Source organism: Paraburkholderia madseniana (assembly GCF_009690905.1).
Lineage (GTDB): Bacteria > Pseudomonadota > Gammaproteobacteria > Burkholderiales > Burkholderiaceae > Paraburkholderia > Paraburkholderia madseniana.
This window is the reverse complement of record NZ_VOSW01000148.1, coordinates 1-17,576: the sequence shown is the minus strand read 5'-3', so window position 1 is coordinate 17,576 and position 17,576 is coordinate 1. Positions and strand designations below refer to the sequence as shown.

The window sequence follows — 17,576 nt, the reverse complement described above, 5'->3', positions numbered from 1 at the left end:
TCACCAACTCCTTGCGTGTCGTCATGCTGATTTGCCTCGTCACCTCGTGCTGCTCCTGCCGGACAATCCGGCTGGTAGCAAACTACGTGAGGCAACAGGTCAGCACGAGTTGCAATTCAGATGAGTCAATGCGGCTAAACAGCGACAATCACCTCGGCCGACCGGCCAAGATGAATGTCGGTAAACCGGACGTTCTGCTTGACGCTGTCCACAGCAGAGACCTAACGCGCCGGTTGCCCTGCTTGCTGATGCCCTGATCGGTGTGGCTCTCGCCGCTGTCGTAGGGTTGCGGGACGAGGCCGGTGCACGAACCGACCTGACGCCGGTTGTCGAACTCCCTCCAGAACAGCTCGAGCGCGAGGCGCGACGCACCCACTTCGCCAATCCCCTTCAGGCGCGCCAGGTCATCGCTTCGCTGGCGCGCGGGTGCCGGCACACTCGCCTGTCGCGTCTTCTCCAGCGCCGCGAGTTGCTGCCTGACCAGCGCCAGCCGTTCACACTCGCGTAGCAGCCGCTCGCGCAATTCGGGCGGCAGCGGCGTGCCGTCGTGGCACCTCACCTCGTCACGAGCGAGCCGGTCGGCGAAGTGTTTGTGATCGACCTCATCCCAGCAACCCAGTGTGACCAGCAGTTTGCGCATCCGGTCGCGATGCTGCAGCACCTCCTTCTGCAACTGGCCGCGATCGCGCATCAGCTGGCGCGACGCCTCGTCCTGCGGCGACGGCACGTGAACCACGTGCATGCGGTCGCGCTCGCCGCGCAGCCATGCGCGCAGGTTGATTACCAGCTTGATCGCATCAAGCCGGTCGGTCTTCGCGCGCCGCTTGTGACGTTCAACCGGAATGCTCGCCGGATCGACCACATAACACTCGATGGCGTGCGCATGCAGCGCGCGACAGATCCAGAACCCGTCCTGGCCGGCTTCGTAGCTCACGACGACCCGCACGCCCGCGGGCAGCGACCACTTGTCCTTGTACCGGCCGATCAAATCCAGCACGGCCTGCAGGCGGGCGGCGGCTTGCGGTTGCGCCACCGTGTGTACGGCCGGCTGCTCGCGCCGGCCATCGTGCAGCGCGACCTTCCACTTTGCCGCGGCGAGCTCGAGTGAGACCGCCAGCACCACCTCTTCACCACCCGTCGTGAACGTCTGATCGGTGCGCATGATGCTCTCTCCTTTGAACAGGACTCGACACGCTGATTTTACGTATCAGTTCGTCGACCCCTCCTGTACATAGGATCTTGTTGAGCACTGTGATTGCGGTGCCCGGGCCAGGATAGTAACCGCGCAGCAGGACTCCATCCGGGTGACGGCGAATACATGCTATGTAGCGCCTTGTCGTACTTCGAGTTCGCCCGCTGCCGGTCTGACCTGTCGCTATCCATGCCTGTTGAGCCCTTACGTGCGAAGTCCTCGTTTTGAGTTATACAACTGTACCGGTCATCACTTATCTATCAGGGTATGCGCCTGTGTCCTCATGGCCCCGTGGGGGCCGGGCGGGTCGGCATATACGACGGATCGAAGCGCTCGCCCTTGGCCAGAATCGCCCACAGGATCCGCGCGTGCTTGTTGACGACGGCCACCAGCGTCCGATACCAGCCCACACGTGCCTGGAGCTGAACGATCCAGCGTGAGAGCCGGTCAGTTCGTCGATGGGCGGTCGTTACGGCCGAGCGTGCGCCTTGAAACAGCAGCGTGCGGAGATACGTGTTGCCCTGTTTGGTGATGCGGCCCAGTCGGTTCTTGCCGCCGCTGCTCGCCTGCTTGGGCACCGAACCAAGCCACGCGGAAAATTGGCGACCATTTTTGAACGCGCGCGCATCGCCAACAGTGGCCACCGCAGCCGACGCGGTGAGCGGGCCGATGCCGATGACCGTCATGGCGCGCTGCGCGTTGCCGTCGTGCTTCACCTGCGTGGCAACCTCCGCGTCGCACCAGGCGATTTGCTGGTCGAGGGCCTGCAGGTGCTCCCAGCCTCGCAGTAACGCAGTGCGCGCGACACCGTTCAGTTCAGTGGCCCCGTCCTCCAGTGCCTCGACGAAGTGGGTGCGAAATGCGTCGATACCTTGCGGCAGGAACACGCCGAATTCGACCAGCTCACCGCGCAGCCGGTTGACGAGCGCGGTACGCTCCTCGACGAAACCGATCCGCATCCGGTGCAGCACCAGCACGTTTTGCTGGTCCGGCGTTTTGACGGCCACGAAGCGCATATGCGGCCGGCTTGCGGCCTCACAGATGGCCTCGGCATCCAGCCTGTCGTTCTTCACGTGCTTGCCGCCCTTGCGGTATGGCGCGGCGAACTGCGGCGCGATCAGGCGAACCTCGTGGCCGAGCGCGCGCAGCTTGCGCGCCCAGTAGTGGGCTGCGCTGCACGCTTCCATTGCGACCAGGCAAGGCCCGAGGTTGGCAAACCATTTCGGGAAACTTCTGCCGCGAGATTGCTTTCCTGACCACCACGCGCTCCATGCAGTCCACGCCGTGTACCTGGATGATGTTCTTGGCCAGATCCACGCCGATACGAGTAATCTTGTCCATGACTTTCCCCTTCTCAGATGGGTTGCCCAGCACCAACAATCCTGGCATATCGCTATGCCACGAGATCGGGAAAGTCCTTACTAATTCGGGTGATCTATCTGCTCGAAGACACGGCCGTGAACCGCGGTCGGATCCATCACTACATCGACGTCTATGAATATCCGGACGGGCGCATCGAGATCCGTGCGGACGGCAGCGCTCTGCCCTGCTCCCGCTATGACCGGCTCTCGGAGATTGATCAGGGGGCGGTCATCGAGAACAAGCGTCTGGGGCACGCGCTCAGGGTTGCCCAGCAGGTGCAGGCCGAGCGCGATAACCGGCGCGCAGCAGGCTCGCCATCGCGCACCAATCGAGGTGATGAAGTTCGCCCGGGGTCCGTCCCACCGGGACGCGCAAGCAACGCGAACTCACCGTGGGCGACCTGAACGAGATTGTGCTGGGAACCGCCGGAACGCGGGCAGGCTCGGTGCTCAAAACCCCTTCCAGATAGAGATATTCAACAACCCGGAAGCGGACATCTGAACTTGGCCGGAACCCAGACATCTGAAACCAGCCTCGACATTGAACTGTCAGAGCTTTTCTGGCCGGGCGATGCCAAGATCCCGTCCTTCGCGATCTCGGGCGCCCATGCAGGGGGAATCGGCGGTTTGCGATGCAATGTCGTCTTCGGGAGGTCTAGCGCTTACCGAGGAAGTCAGCGATTGTCAGCAGGACGGGCTGATCGGGCCGCGCCAGCATTTTTCTTTCCGCGACCGCAATAATTCGTTCGCGGCCATCTGCAAACGTTTTGAGCGTGCGGACTTCGTCGGCGCCTGGCGGCAGCCAGAAATGCGCTTCAAGTGCCTCACGGGTGATTGCGCACTGAGTAAAGTCTGTCCGGTCAGACGACCGGAAGGCAATCCTGCTTCCGTCTGGGGACACACTGGGCGCGAAATCAAGAACATTCATTCCATCCCTCGAAAACTCACCGGCGAACGTTTGAGTTGCTGTCGCTCGCTCACAAATTTACCAGAACGCGCGTGGCAGCCAGTTGCAGTCGCCACCACAGACTGCGGACTAAGGTTCGCGCTTGAGGAGACTAGCCCGGTCCTTTATCGACTTGGTTTTGACGTTTATGGGTTATGACTTCTCGGCTGACAGTTAGTCGTGTTACTGTGACTTGGAAACGGTATGTCGTGGTGAGCTGTTACGGGAGGCGTAAGCGAATATACGACGGGCACCCATACATTTGAATCTGGCCAACAGGTCGCGCGAGCGACAAATATAATTATGACAAATACCTAGGAATACGAACCGTACCGACAGCCGACTCACTTGTGCAACGACCCAGTCGACAGGGGCAACGCCCGAATGGTCATCTGTCAAGGTTTGCCGATACGGCGATTACGGGATCGGGGAATGGTCCGTTCCCATCACAAACTCCCTCAGTTTCTGCTCCGCTTCGGATACTTGGTGAAGAGGAGCCCTTGCGAGCTGCGCGTCATACAGCGTCAGCAGCGCTTCAAAGTCGCTGATTACCTCAGACGCGAGCCACCACTCCCCCGTCTCATGAGCATGGGCCAAGGTGTTCTCGACCGCGTATTCGGCGATCTTGAACTGCTCCGCCGGTTGGTTGCCATAACCAGCACGCTCCAGATACCAACTCAGGTACACCGCGCGCATAAGTTCATTGACCAGATGGCTGTTGCCATGTCCGTCGCGGCATGCAACCAGCGCAAGATGACAGGACAGCGACCGTTCACCGGCGGAGGCGCGATCCATCGTCAATAGAAGTGCTTTCGTCAGCGGGCTGCGGGCTCGGCCGGGGGACCTGTTTCGCTTGGAAGACATTTTTTTGACATTGCGACGTCGGGAAGCGGTTGATTATAGCGAAGCCTTATTAGAGATACGGCCGCGACGACAACCAAGGGCCGAGTTCGACTCTCTGCTGCCCTTCGACATGTTCACGCGAACGTCCGAAGCCAGACCAAAATCAGCTGTTGAGGAGAATTTCCGAAAGCGAATGTTGAGCGCCCTTGCAGCGAAGCATCGCCAATCGCTATCAGCACAGTCCCTCGTTACGGTCAGTCCGTCTGCCTTCGGGCACAGCATCGCACTGCTTTCCAGTCGCCGTCAGAATAAGGCCGTTCTGAGAATGGCCCGCGGTCGTTGGCCCTCATCGTCCCTCGACTTTTCTGCCGTCGAGGCTTACCTGCACGCCCAGGACACAATTTGCCGAACACTGGGTACCATCCGCGGCCGGCTCAGACGAAGGGACAGTCTCCGCACTGAGGATGCCTTTGACAATTTTTCCCTCATCGGCGACGACAATTTGCGCGTCGAGCACAGCGCCGCTGTTATAGACCATGTGCATTGAACCCGTGCAATCCGCATTCACGGTGTATGTCCCGGTTTGATTGGGGTTGAACGCGGTCTGTGCGGCTCGCGGGGCGCCGTTGACGGTAAGAAAATCGGTGCGCGCGAAGTGGCCCGCGCCATCAAACTTCTGGAGAGCGACGCCATCGATGATGCTTGCGGTCGTATAGGGATGCAGCCCTTGGGTATCCAGCAATCCAAGAAGCTGGCCATGCACGCTAAACCCATAAGCTCCCCTTAAGGTTGCGTTTGAGCATTCGCCCTCGGCGTAGGCTTCCCCGCCAAAGCAGAGGCACGCCAAAGCTGCCGACAACACTGTTACACGCTTGCTGGTCATGTTCATCTCCTGGTTACAGGTTGAAGCGCTACGGCGAAGCGAACTCGCGCGCGTTCGACGGTTGCCTTGCCGATAGACGGCCGGCGGCCCGGCACACGATTGCCGCAGCGGAGCCCGACGCTATGGAAGGATATGAATGCTGCCGTCAAACGATGGCTTGACGGCTGGATGTTGGCAGGCCGTGTGAAAAAAACGCACGGAAGTCTGCTTGAGGTGACTTTTTGGATCTGCAACTGTACCAGGATTGCGTTGCTTAATTCGTTATAGACGGGGGTCAACAAAGATTCCAGGCGAGGCCGTGCAGACTTTTTGCCGCGTAAAGTGAACGGCCACCTCCGCACGACGGCCTACGCGGTTCGCGTATCCTCGGGCCGACCCACACTTACGCGGAGCAGATGATCGACGACGCGCCCAGCCGGCGGGCACTCGACCCTGTACTCACATCATCGATCGGACTCGCGCATCTGCAATGAGTGCTCCGGATTTGCCGCGTAAGTGCGCCGCAAACTCTGGTCCCGCGCTCGCGCAGGCCTGCGCAAGTTAACGATTTCTTCATATTGCGTCGATAGTGATTTCTGCAGTCCGACTGCAACATGAGGCAAGCGCTACGAACGAGACGCCGCGCGCGAAGTCGTTCGAAACCGCCATTGCGGCCAACCGTCTGTCGACCGTGTCCGCATTACCTTGCTGGAGTCAGTCAACATGAAAACACTTCGACTCGTGGCGACGTGCGCCGTCGCCCTCTCTCTTGGACAAGCGTGGGCGCAAGACAACCCGGTACAGTCTGCAACTCCACCGGCCGCCCAGGACGTCGGCGGCACAATCAGCTCGTCGACCGGCGAAGCAGGATCCGCAGCAAAGCTCTCGCGACAACAGGTTTACCAGGACCTCGTTCGCTCACAGCAAAGCGGAGAACAAAACCGCCTGTGGAGCGACCTCTACCACGGCCAGTGACGAACCAGCGCCCTGCGCCGCCATTCGGCCTTCACGTCGAAAGGACGTAATACGCGCAATGTATTACGGTACGCGTGGAGGCCCAACGGTACCAGGTCGGCGAGCCGCATGCACTGGCTACTTCCGGGCTTTGCCACGACCGCCCGATCAGTAACCAACATGCTTTTCGACTTTCCGGAACCGTCCCGTCGACCGATAGTGCTGGAACCATGGGTTAATGCGCAGTTCACATAATCTCGGAGAACGCTCGGCAACCGCGACCTCGAGCCAGTGAAACATCTCATCCGGTTGTGCGAGGCGTGCGTACAATTCCGCAAACAGGAGCGGCGATGTATAACGCTTTCGGCTCCTTGCCTGTAAATCCTGCAGATACCACTGCAAAACCCTCTGATAGCCACCAGAGTCCCAGATCGCTCGAATGGACGCCGCTCGAGCAAACTCGTTGCACCGTGTCAACGCATCGACGGTCGCTTCGATCGCCTCTTCATACCGCTCCCGGACTTCGAATGCAGTAGCCAGCAACTGGTAGATCAGCGGCGATCGATTTCCGTGTCCGCTGTCGAGATACTCGCGGATGACCTCCTCGTATCGTCCCGACTGTATGAGACCGAATACGCGCGAACCTTCGAACCCCATTGGGTCCACGCTTTCGGCGAGCTCGAACTGCGCTCTTCCCTCCGCTTCTCGCCCGAGCACCAGTAGAAGTCGTCCGTACAGGCGGCTGGTTTCCGCGTGGCTCGGGTTCAGCCGCAATGCCTTCAGAAACTCGGCTTCCGCACGGTGCCAGTCCCAGTCGTAGAAGTAGTGCACACCGGCAAGCGCCTGGTGAGCTTCCGGAAGATTCGCGTCGAGCTCCAGGGCGCGAAGTGCCGATTCGCGCGCTTTAGGGTAGCCCTGCAACGGCGCGTAGAACCCATGCGTGGCGGTCGAGCCGAAGACATTTGACAAGCCGACGTAGCCGAGCGCATAGGTCGGGTCCCGATCGACAGCACTTTCGAAATAGCTCCGCGCGCGAATGAAGTCCTCGTCATTTAACGCATGATGTGCGGCGAACCCTGCATCGAAATGAACACGCCGAGTCCAGTAGTATCGGCCACGCAGGTAGGCATCGTGCGCCACCGGATCGATCGGCAGACGCCTTGCGAGCATGTGTTGCTGCTGTTGCGCGAGCGCTGGCGATACCTCCTGAGCAAGGGCGGTTCCGACCTCTTTCTGGATATCCAGTGCGCCTCGTGTCATCGGTTCATGCGCACGGCTCCAGATCTGCACCTGATCGACACAGCGGATCAGGTGCGCCAGGATGCGAACCCTTCCTGCGTCCCGTGTCAGCGAACCTTCCAGCACATAGTCGACTGACAGTTCGTGCGCGATCTCCGCGATGCTTTTATTCACCCGCCGGTACCGGGCGGCCGTTGTCCTGGCAATGACGAGAATCCGCTCGGGATTGAGCACCCCGATGTTAGCGGAGGTCTCGTCTGCAAGCGCGTCGCAGAGACTGTCCTCGCTTGAGTGGCCGGTCTTGTTTTCGAAGGGCAGGACCAGCACGCGCACCGCCTCCTCGGGAATATGCAAAGGCTCCTCGGAGGACGTCCGCGTGCCGTTCAGGCGATACCCCTTCCCCTTGACTGTTGTCAGATGCAATGGGTGGTCGGGATTTTCATCTAGCGCAATCCGGATTTTTCTAATTGCTGTATTAATGCTGTTGTCCGTTTCGCGAAAAGCATTACCCCCCCATAGCGCCCTGACGATGTCTGCGCGCGCCACGAATTGTCCGTCGCGGGACGCCATCAGAATCAGCAACTCCATCGGCAGGCGCTCGAGAGGGATCTGCTGTCCAGCCCGACGCAATTCGTAACGCTGGATATCGAGTTCGGTGTCTCCAATCCTGACGAACTCCTGAGGATTCGTTTGCGCTCCTGCAACAGCGACTCATTGCCCATCTCGCAGTTTACGGCCTTCCGGCGGCGACGCTTCATTCGAAACGACGCAACGAATGCGAACGTCGCGCAAAGCACCATGACAAGCGAGGGTGCAAATGTCCAGTGCGTACTGGATGCAAGAATGCTGGCGGCGAGCGGCGCGATTGCCATCGGCGCGGCCAGACCGATATTCATGGCGGTGGCGAGGCCGCTGAATCGCACGTCGACGGGAAACATCTCCGCAATCGCACACGCGTAGGTTCCATTTGCAAACGAAGCGACGACACCAGCCATCAGAAACAGCAGGGGCAAGCTGGTCTGATGACGGGTCACTGCAACGTAAAAGAAAGGGGCGAACAGCGCGGACAGTACGGCCGCAAACATGAAGACATAACGTCTCGACAGCAAATCACCTAAGTACGCGGTGACGAGGATACAGCCCGAGATGGCGGCTACATACAGCGTCTGGACGCTGGCAATCTTCTGCGGAGCATAGTGAAGCGTCTGAAGATAGGCTGGCATGTGCGCCACGAAGAGTCCACTGGACGCCCCCACCAGTGACGCCGCAGCGACGCCGGTCAGCACGGATGCGGCATGATTGCGGAATAGAACAGCGAGCGGCTCCCGGTGCCGGGTGCCAACTGTGCTCGCATATTCGTCGGTTTCCATCAACGTGCGCCGCGCAACGAAACTCATCAGGCCCAGCAAACCGCCGACCAGAAAGCCGATCCGCCATCCGAATGCGCGGACCTGTTCTGGCTTGAAAATCACCTGCACGCCGAGATTGATGCTGGTGGCGAGTATCAGCGCAATATTGACAGCGAAAAACACCATGCCGCATAAGATCCCCGGTTTCGCGTGTGCTGTTTCAACGGCATAGATGACCGCGCCCGGCAATTCACCGCCCAGGCACAAACCCTGTGTGATTCGTAGCAGAACCAGGAGCGTTGGCGCAGCAACGCCCAGTGATTCGTATGAAGGAAGTATTCCGATGAGCAAAGTCGACACAGCAGCGACCATTGCCGACGAGGCGAAAACAAGGCGCCGGCCGTACTTGTCACCCAGCCGGCCGAGGAAGATGCCGCCCACGGGCCTCGACGTGGAACCGGCCGCCAGGACCGCGAACGACAGTATCTCTGCGGGTAGGCCCATTCGTGCCGGGAAGAATTCGCTGCCGATGCTCTGCGCGAAAAATCCGTAGACGGCGAAATCGAATACCTCGAGCGCGCCGCCTGTGCTCGCGACAAAAATCATCCAGCGTTGGCGGGCGCTCAACCGTGCGTGACGAACCGTCAGCGAATCGTCGATCATGCGACCTCTGTTGTCGGTAAGCGTCGCGGTTACCAGCGTTTGACCGTCGTACAGGGACAGTGTCTTCGATTGTCAATACCTACGCAAAAATGAGGCTCTGAGGATGATGCTCGTTATTCCTCACAATATTCTGGACGACAATCGGCACGTTTGAAAGATTTCTTGCCTGGCCTGAACGGTGTTCGAGGGACATTGCGAGACAAATGTCCAGAGTTGCAGCGACAGGCCCAACAGCGCGTTTCAGCACCGTACCCTGTACCTTATCCGGGAGAAGGTCCAACATGTTCGATGAACTCAACTTCAGGCTCGCCAAAGTCGATGGCCGACAGCTAATGGACCTCTGCAACGATATGGCGCGGCAACCGGAGGGAGATGCCAGGGCATATCGGACGAAGCCCGCAGATATTCCTTTGTCGTGCGTTAAAAGCCAATGTTAGCGAGGCGCCATACGTTGGGCGACAGCTTGAGAACGGGAAACACCATGCGAGGGATGCTGATATCCGGTGTTCATCGATCAAAGCTACGCTGCCGGCAAGGTCGCCAAAAGATAAATCATGGCATATTGAATAAACGGCGGTCGTTATCTCACTAAGCGCGAAAGCTTCAGCAATATCGTTGATGCTCTTGCCGGCGGTCAGCAGTTGCAGCACCTGAAACTCGCGGTCGGACAGGATCTCGTGCGGGGATGCATCGTTCGAATGTTTCTCGAAAACGATTGCATCGACCAGTTTCGGATCGATGAACCGGCCGCCGCCAGCAAGCTTGCGAATCGCGCCGAGCAGGATATCCGGATCGCTGTCCTTCGTGAGATAGCCGGTCGCGCCCGCGCGCAGCGCACGCGAAACGACCTGCGTTTCATTGTGAATGCTCAGCACCAGAACGGGCAGCGCCGGCTGTTCGGTCCGCACGCGCCGTATCAGGTCGACGCCGCTGATGCCGGGCATCGTCATGTCCAGCAATAAAAGATCGACCTGGCACGCGCGCAGTTTGTCGACCACCTCGAAGCCCTGGGCGGCTTCAGCAACGACGACGATATCCGTCGTTGTTGCGATGATCTGCTTCAAGCCGCCCCGCACGATCGGGGGGTCGTCTGCAATCAGTATCCTGATCATTTTTGCGGTCCGTCGCCAAGCGGGATGTGAATCGAAATCACCGTGCCGGTATCGGGCGCGCTATCGATCTGCAGCGCTGCGCCGATCAGACGGGCGCGCTCCCTCATCCCGAGCAAGCCATAGGAGTATCCCTGCACCGCGGCCGCCGTGTCAAAGCCGCAACCGTCGTCGCTGACGTGAAGGTCCAGCGCCGTGTAGCTGCCCGTCAATGTCACATCTGCCCGAGACGCACCGGCGTGGCGCGCGACATTGGTCAGCGACGCCTGCACAATACGGAACATGGCTGTCGCGTGCGCATCCGGCAAAACGGGTTCGCAGCCATTGATCCGCAACTGACAGGGAATGCTGTTGCGTCGACCGAAATCTTCGACCAGCCACTCGAGCGCCGACACAATCCCGAAGTTCAGCGCTGCGGGCCGCAGATGGTTCGCCACGTTGCGCACCATCCAGATCGTCTTTTCAACGAGCTCACGCATATCGTCGGTTTTTTTCATTGCGTCCGTGTCACCGGAAAGCCTCATCTTGAGCAAAGATACGTCCATCTTCAGCGCGGTCAGCAACTGCCCCAGCTCATCATGAATTTCCATCGCAATGCGCTTTCTTTCCTCCTCCCGAATCGCCTCCATGTAGCCGGACAACTCGCGCAACTGTTCGCGCGACTCGAGTAGTTCCTGCTCGATGCGCTTGCGCTCTGTGATGTCGTTCAGGCCGACGTAGATTGCCGGTGCGTCGTCATACGTGGCAACGCGAGCCGTCGCCATCGCCCAGAATGTGGTGCCGTCCAGCCTGCGGAAATGGGCCTCCGTGTTACGCAAACTCCCTTCCCGGCACAAATGCTCTACCAGCCTGTCGCGCTCCGTGGCGTCCGCATAGAAGTCCGCGATGTTACTGACCGCGTTGTCGCGCGAATCGGGGCCGAACAGCGCGCGCAACGGCTCATTCGTGTAGAGAATCGTGCCGTGTGGCATCGAGGCAATGCAAAGCGGCACCGGACTCGTCTCGACAATGGTGCGAAAACGCGCCTCGCTCGACTGCAGCCGTGCTTCGATCCGCCTGCGCTCCTCGACCTCGGAGCGCAGGCTCGCATTCGTTCGCGCGAGTTCCTCTTCCACCTTCTTGCGCTCGGTGACGTCGCGGGCAATGCCGACGGTGCCTGCCAGGTTTCCATGTCCGTCGGCGAAAGGTGTCTTGATCGTATCCACCCACCTCCAGCGACCGTCCACTTCCATATGCGTTTCTTCGATCCGTTTGCGGCTCCCCGAGGCCATCACCTCGACATCGTCGCTGCGGTATGCCATTGCGCGTTCAAGCGGGTGCAATTCGAAGTCGGTCTTGCCGATCATGGCCGCCGGTTCAGCCTGGCCTAAGGCGCGCGCCAGCGCCCGGTTGGCCGCCACGTATCGACCGTGAGTATCTTTCACCCAGGCGAGGTCCGGGATGTTGTCGAGGATCGCCGCCATCTGCGCGTTCGCGCTGCGGAGTTCAGCAGCATGCTGCTCGAGTCCCTCGAGCATTACGTTGAGGGCATCGACCAACTGGTCGAGTTCGTCAAGTTTCCGCTGTGTCCGGTGCAACCGCAATGGAGCCATGGCGATGCCCGGTGTGCGTCCACGCAGCGTCACAGCAATATCGACCAGGTGGCGCGTCGCGAGCCTGTGAACCATAAACAGGATGAACAGGGCGACAAGAAACGTTTTTGCCGCATTGCTCACGAGGATCACCAACGCCTGGCGCAACAGATCGCGATAGATGTCCGTCAGACTACCCTCAAGATGCAGGATACCGATCTGGTGCCGGTCGTTGTCGCAGCAGTAAACGGGAAACTCCCTGACGACCGTGTTTTTGACCTGTCCAGAACCCCGGGAAACCGTCAGTGGGTGCGCGACCTGCGTTTCGCGGACTTCGACGTAACGGATCATAGGCAGGTGCAGCATTCCGTCGAGCTGGTCCTCAAGCAGTTTGCTGTCGAGGGCCCACAACGCGTTGCCGAGACCACGCGCATAGCCCTCCTCAATTTCGTTGAAGCGGTTCTGCAACCCTGAGACCTCAGCCTGGTAACTTAACATGAGCTGAACGACGGTCAACACCAGCGTCACAATCGTACTGAACAGTAATACGCGGCCAAGCAGGGCGACAGCAATTCCGCCTCGCGGCGCGCTGAAAGGTTTAGGCAACGAGCCAATACGGGCAGCTAGCACGGTCAACTCCAGGTAAGACGGTCATCGTGACTTTAACTTCGATTCCGCGGGTAAGGGTCGCCGGTCTGATCGGTATCCGGCACCAGGCATCAAGTCTGCAATGTGAAATCAATACCTGCAAAGATGCGGTATAGGAGGAGCGCCGTACGGGCGCCTTATCAGACGCTGCCAGTTGTGGTGTTGGGTCGGCTGACGGTACCGACGGAATCGGCAGCAGCACCCTCCGGCCGATACCTGCACACATCCCGCCCCGGCCGCTCAATCCGGTGCCGGTTGTGCTGGTCGATCACGAAGGTGCTGGCGAAAATCTGAGTTTCGTTATTGCTACCGGCAACGTCGCTCCTGACCGCGCGGTGGGTATCGACGCGGCGTAACAGGCCCGGCAATCTGGAGTAGTCCGGCAAGAAACTGTGCTGGGGCGGCTACTGGATGTAGTTTGCCAGCACCGCGCGGATCGCCGGATCATGCATGTTGTTCGGCGTCACCGTCACCACGTCGACGAATACCTTCGAGCTGGGCGAATGGCCCTGCAAGGCCGCGACCAATGTTTCAACCGCCAGATAACCCATGCGGTAAGGATCCTGCACCACATCAGCATAAACGACGCCACGCTCTAGCCCATCCATGAATTCCGGGCGCCAGTCGAACACGACCAGGCGCGGGCGATCGCCGACGGCCCTGGCTTCAATCACTCGCAGCGCACCGTAGGCGATCGGCTCAGCCGGCGCGAAAACAGCATCAAGGTGCCCTACATAGGCATTCAGGGCCTTGACTATCAACCCCTCCGCATCACGGGGGCGGTACCCTACATAGGTATCGACAACCACATCCCATCCCATTTCCCGCGCCACGCTCAAAAAACCGGTCTCGCGCTCGGTTGTGGAACTGATGTTCGGTGCGAGCCGCAGCACTGCTACCTTTGCTCCGCGCCGCAGGACGGGCACAAGGCTGAGCGCCGCCTTTTTCCCTGCGACGAAATTGTCGGTGCTGACAGTGGAGATAGCGTTGTAATCGGTGCTGCTCCGGTCAATCAGCACCGTAGGGACCGCGATCGAAACCGGAGTCGCCACATCTGCCAGCGGCTCGGGAACCAACAGGATGCCAGCGACCCTGCTCTGCACCATGTAGTCGATCATCCGTAGCTGGATATTGGGTTGCGCGCCAAGCGAGGCACCGTCCGAAGGGTTGCGCATCACCAGCTCAACATGCTTATCTTCGGCTGCCTGCTTGATCCCCTTTGTCATCGCCTGCCAGAAAACAAGCGATGATCCGGCGAGTACGACGCCGAGCCTGGTGGCGGACGCGATCGGTAACGCTCCAGTCAATGCGGCAAACAGCAGAACGAGCGCCAGGACTCTACGCATCGTGGACTCCCACAACACCCGCGACGCAACCCTCGCTAGTCTGGGGAAACGCACGAGAGCCTGCGACGCCGCAACCATTTCGCCTTGATGATCTCACGTCGCCCTCCTCGGTCCCATCCGGCACGACTTTCCAGACGTGGTGTCGCTTCAGCCGGAAGCGGCTCTCAACCGCAGGTTGCAGCCGACCTGGCCCTGGACTTCTCTCGTCTCGCGAGCTAACCTTGGTCGGATGCCTGAAATTAATTGGCCCCGACAGAAGTGCCAATGCATGACGCATATTTTACCCGTCTTGTTCGACGGCTTCCACGCGCGGTGGCTGTTTATCCTATTCTGTCCTGGCGGCCTGTGCATTACCGGGGCAGCGCCAGCGCAAGAGGCGATTCTTTGCGCGCCGCGGTGCGGACCGGCACCAACGTCGGCGGGGCAAGTCCTGGCCTGGCATTCGACGTGATGTCCGCCTCGAGACAACGGCGGCTGAACTCACCGCATTGATGCGGAGCCCGGTTGCCAGATGGATCTGGCACATGGATGGATCTGGCACGTGAGCAGCCTTCAGCCGGTGTCCTCCGTGGACTGATCGCAAGTGTTGTTTCCACGCGCAACACCAAAGATGTTGCCCCCGAACGGAATAGCCCTCCCTCACGGCACGAACCAGGCAGCCCATCATTGGGCGCCGGTGCCCCCGAATCGAAGTCCGTCAGGATTTCCTGACGTGCGATTCATCTCATCCGGATGGCAATTCCCAGCGTTCCCGACGTGCAAGCAACTATTGCTCACCTATCATCGCAACACCCCAGTCCTCCCAAGCGTTGTGTTGCCATGTGTTCAGACTTCTCCAGTACCGTGAGCGACGCAGACCATGTCGAGGCAATTTGCCTGACTCTCTTCGACGACTGCACGCTTCATCCCGAACGTTCCCACTGCATCCGGGGGAAGAACCGCACGCTCAGACCGTTCTAATATGCAATATCTCGATTGGGTCGCCGTTTTCGTTGCACGGGTAGAGCCGAGCGACGCCGACCAGGAGCGCAGAAGGAAACGCCATCACCACAATGGAGACTGCCGATGCAGACTGGCAAAAGTTCTGAACAGGGTGAAAGTCGGACACCCATGAAGCGTTGCTCGCCACCCTGGAAAACCTGGGGGTCGTGGCCTCGTTTAGCCGGCCGCGCGTGAGTAACGACAACCCGTACGCGGAGTTGCTGTTCCGGACCTGCAAGTACCGGCCCGACTACTCGCGCAACCGCGCCGTCACGCAGATGGATGAGGTCACGCAGCAAAATACTGCACTGGTCGAGGAAGCGGCCGCTGCGGTGGCGTCAATGGACGAACAGGCTGGCAAGATGCGCGACGTGGTTGCGGTGTTCCGGACAGCGGCCACGTGGCACAGCGACAGCGCACGACGTGCGGTGAGGCTTCCACCGAACGCCATACCGGCTTCGCGATGTTTGACGGGACGGGGTCGGAGATGGGGCTTGGGGTGACAATTCACCTTTCTGCATCTCGGGCCCAAATTGCTCCTTCATGGACACCGGACCAATCGAAGTCTTTTTAGTCGACCGAGAACTGACGCCCGGAAGGGGGAACGTCGCTCTTCGCGGAGAACGCAATGAAATGGTTTTACCACCTGACCGTCGCGAAGCGTCTTGCAGTACTGGTCGCAAGTGCCGCGCTCGGGCTCTTCTGTGTTGCGGGACTCGGCCTTGACCAGATCAGGCAGGTATATGACTCGGCCAGCTACGCCAGTGTGAACACGGTACCGAGCCTAGTCGTCCTCGATAACGTCCAAGGGGTGTCCAGCACAATGCAGATGCTGGCCTACCAGCATCTGCTTACGAATGATGTCGCGAGGAAAAGGGACCTCGAAAGCAAGGTCGGCGAACAACAGACGCAGTTAGAGGCTGAGTTGAGGCAATACGAACCGTTGATCTCCGACGATCACGACAAAGATCTCCTTGCCAAAGACCGCGCGGAACTTGCCAATTACGAGGCCGTGCGCGACAGGGTACTTGTACTGTCGCGCGAGAACTCACAGGAAGCGTTCGCGCTGAGCCGGGAGGAGATGTTTCCTGCCGTCCAGAAACTCGATGCGGCACTGATGGCGCACCGCGGGTACAACGTCGAACTCGGCAAGCAGGGAACAGATCAGGCGGCACAGATCATCAGCCACGCACTTTGGATGGTGTCGGTGATCGCGGGACTGTCCTTTATCGCCGTAGTCGGTCTGGGCTTACTAATTACCCGCCATCTGCTACGTCAGCTTGGTAGCGAACCTGGCCACACGGCGGCTATCGCAAACAAGATCGCTGGGGGAGACTTGACGGTGCCAGTTGAGACGAGGCGCGGCGACCGGTCGAGCTTGCTGTTCGCAATCAGTTCCATGCGTGACAACCTTGCGGGGATTGTTGGGCGGGTGCGCGCCGGCACCGACGCCATCGCGACCGCCTCACGTCAGATTGCGGCCGGCAATCTGGACCTGTCTGCGCGCACCGGAGAACAGGCATCGTCCCTTGAAGAAACCGCAGCCAGCATGACGCAACTGACCGAAACCGTGAAGCAGAACGCCGACAATGCCCGTCAGGCGAACGCACTGGCAACGAATGCAACCGATATCGCCGACGCAGGTAACGACGCGGTTCAGGGCATGGTCGGAACGATTGGAAAAATCAGCGCAAGCTCCAGCAAGATTTCCGAAATCACCGGCGTCATTGAAAGCATTGCTTTCCAGACAAACATTCTGGCGCTGAACGCAGCCGTCGAAGCCGCACGTGCTGGCGAGCAGGGGCGAGGCTTTGCCGTCGTCGCCAGTGAGGTCCGCAGTCTGGCCCAGCGTTCCGCCACCGCCGCGAAGGAAATCAAGGAACTGATCAGCTCGTCCGTGACAACGATTCAGGACGGCGCGAAGCAGGCAGCGGAAGTCAGCGCCACCATGGGACAGGTCAAGCAGGCAATCAAACAGGTATCCGATATTGTTGGCGAAATTGCCGCTGCGGCTGAAGAGCAAAGCCGTGGCATTGAACAGGTGAATCAGGCTGTCGGGCAGATGGACGAAGTGACCCAGCAGAATGCTGCACTGGTCGAGCAAGCGGCAGCAGCAGCGCAGTCACTCGAAGAGCAAACCATGAATCTGAAGGGTGCCGTCTCGGTGTTCAAGGTGACCGACACAGGGCTCACCGTGTCGAGTGTGACTAGGCCGGAAAGCTGACCCGGCATCCCCGCGCGGAAGGTGCCGCAGTCTCGTACGCCAGCAAAAGCGACCGGACATCCGTCTGGCACCACGACAGGTGCCGCAGTTAGCGTTGCAACTTTTTTGGCGATGAGCGGAACTCACCGCTTGAGGACGAATGTCTTCCTCCGGAAACGAGTGCAAACGTTTGCGGCCGAGCGTAGACGAGTAGCCCAGGTGTGCGGGACGTAGCTCCCGGTACGCCCTATGTTCCCATGACCTAGGAGAGAAAATAAACATGACGAAACCGAAGGCAGAATCGAGAAA

9 protein-coding genes and 7 pseudogenes are annotated in these 17,576 nt (G+C 59.7%); 5 read left to right on the top strand and 11 right to left on the bottom strand.

The window, feature by feature from the left end; all coding sequences use genetic code 11:
- Positions 1-205: 205 nt before the first annotated feature.
- Positions 206-1,162, bottom strand: a pseudogene (locus FSO04_RS41695) (IS110 family RNA-guided transposase); the annotation flags it as partial.
- A 311-nt stretch (positions 1,163-1,473) separates the two neighbouring features.
- A pseudogene (locus FSO04_RS41690) lies at positions 1,474-2,533 on the bottom strand (IS110 family RNA-guided transposase).
- A gap of 89 nt (positions 2,534-2,622) precedes the next feature.
- On the opposite strand from FSO04_RS41690, the gene FSO04_RS41685 reads away from it, so the two are divergent.
- Positions 2,623-2,958: a hypothetical protein gene (locus FSO04_RS41685; RefSeq protein WP_174825345.1), complete on the top strand. Its 336-nt coding sequence runs from the start codon at positions 2,623-2,625 to the stop codon at positions 2,956-2,958.
- 250 nt (positions 2,959-3,208) lie between these two features.
- Here FSO04_RS41685 and FSO04_RS41680 read toward each other — a convergent pair whose 3' ends face one another.
- From FSO04_RS41680 to FSO04_RS41670, 3 genes are all read right to left on the bottom strand, one after another.
- Positions 3,209-3,481: a DUF1488 family protein gene (locus tag FSO04_RS41680; protein ID WP_154567209.1), complete on the bottom strand. Its 273-nt coding sequence runs from the start codon at positions 3,479-3,481 to the stop codon at positions 3,209-3,211.
- A 435-nt stretch (positions 3,482-3,916) separates the two neighbouring features.
- Entirely contained in the window at positions 3,917-4,294 is a 378-nt protein-coding gene (locus tag FSO04_RS41675; protein ID WP_166618368.1) for a hypothetical protein, read from the bottom strand.
- A 394-nt stretch (positions 4,295-4,688) separates the two neighbouring features.
- Positions 4,689-5,225, bottom strand: a complete 537-nt coding sequence (locus FSO04_RS41670) for a hypothetical protein (protein ID WP_154567208.1) — start codon at positions 5,223-5,225, stop codon at positions 4,689-4,691.
- Positions 5,226-5,927: 702 nt separating this feature from the next.
- Between FSO04_RS41670 and FSO04_RS41665 the strand changes: the two genes are divergently transcribed.
- Positions 5,928-6,179 carry a hypothetical protein gene (locus FSO04_RS41665; protein WP_154567207.1) on the top strand — a complete coding sequence of 84 codons (252 nt, stop codon included), beginning with the start codon at positions 5,928-5,930 and terminating at the stop codon, positions 6,177-6,179.
- Positions 6,180-6,326: 147 nt separating this feature from the next.
- Here the strand turns inward: FSO04_RS41665 and FSO04_RS41660 are convergent, their stop codons facing one another.
- The 6 genes and pseudogenes from FSO04_RS41660 to FSO04_RS41640 form a co-directional block, all read right to left on the bottom strand.
- Positions 6,327-7,985, bottom strand: a complete 1,659-nt coding sequence (locus FSO04_RS41660; protein WP_233465196.1) for a winged helix-turn-helix domain-containing protein — start codon at positions 7,983-7,985, stop codon at positions 6,327-6,329.
- Positions 7,973-9,409 carry an MFS transporter gene (locus FSO04_RS41655; RefSeq protein ID WP_154567205.1) on the bottom strand — a complete coding sequence of 479 codons (1,437 nt, stop codon included), beginning with the start codon at positions 9,407-9,409 and terminating at the stop codon, positions 7,973-7,975. Before FSO04_RS41655 ends, FSO04_RS41660 begins: the two co-directional genes overlap by 13 nt.
- Positions 9,410-9,969: 560 nt before the next feature.
- Positions 9,970-10,521, bottom strand: a pseudogene (locus FSO04_RS41650) (response regulator); the annotation flags it as partial.
- Positions 10,518-11,981 (bottom strand): PAS domain-containing sensor histidine kinase, encoded by a 1,464-nt coding sequence (locus FSO04_RS41645; protein ID WP_414693522.1) that lies wholly within the window; start codon positions 11,979-11,981, stop codon positions 10,518-10,520. The gene FSO04_RS41645 and the pseudogene FSO04_RS41650, both read right to left, overlap by 4 nt.
- Before the next feature lie 288 nt (positions 11,982-12,269).
- Positions 12,270-12,587: pseudogene (locus tag FSO04_RS48925) on the bottom strand (hybrid sensor histidine kinase/response regulator); the annotation flags it as partial.
- A gap of 554 nt (positions 12,588-13,141) precedes the next feature.
- A complete protein-coding gene (locus FSO04_RS41640; RefSeq protein ID WP_154567203.1) occupies positions 13,142-14,083 on the bottom strand; it encodes a substrate-binding domain-containing protein in 942 nt (313 codons plus the stop codon).
- A gap of 1,124 nt (positions 14,084-15,207) precedes the next feature.
- Here FSO04_RS41640 and FSO04_RS46970 point away from each other — a divergent pair.
- From FSO04_RS46970 to FSO04_RS49105, 3 pseudogenes are all read left to right on the top strand, one after another.
- Positions 15,208-15,567: pseudogene (locus FSO04_RS46970) on the top strand (hypothetical protein); the annotation flags it as partial.
- A 125-nt stretch (positions 15,568-15,692) separates the two neighbouring features.
- A pseudogene (locus FSO04_RS49110) lies at positions 15,693-16,229 on the top strand (MCP four helix bundle domain-containing protein); the annotation flags it as partial.
- Positions 16,230-16,298: 69 nt separating this feature from the next.
- Positions 16,299-17,288 (top strand): annotated as a pseudogene (locus FSO04_RS49105) (methyl-accepting chemotaxis protein); the annotation flags it as partial.
- Between the last annotated feature and the right edge of the window lie 288 nt (positions 17,289-17,576).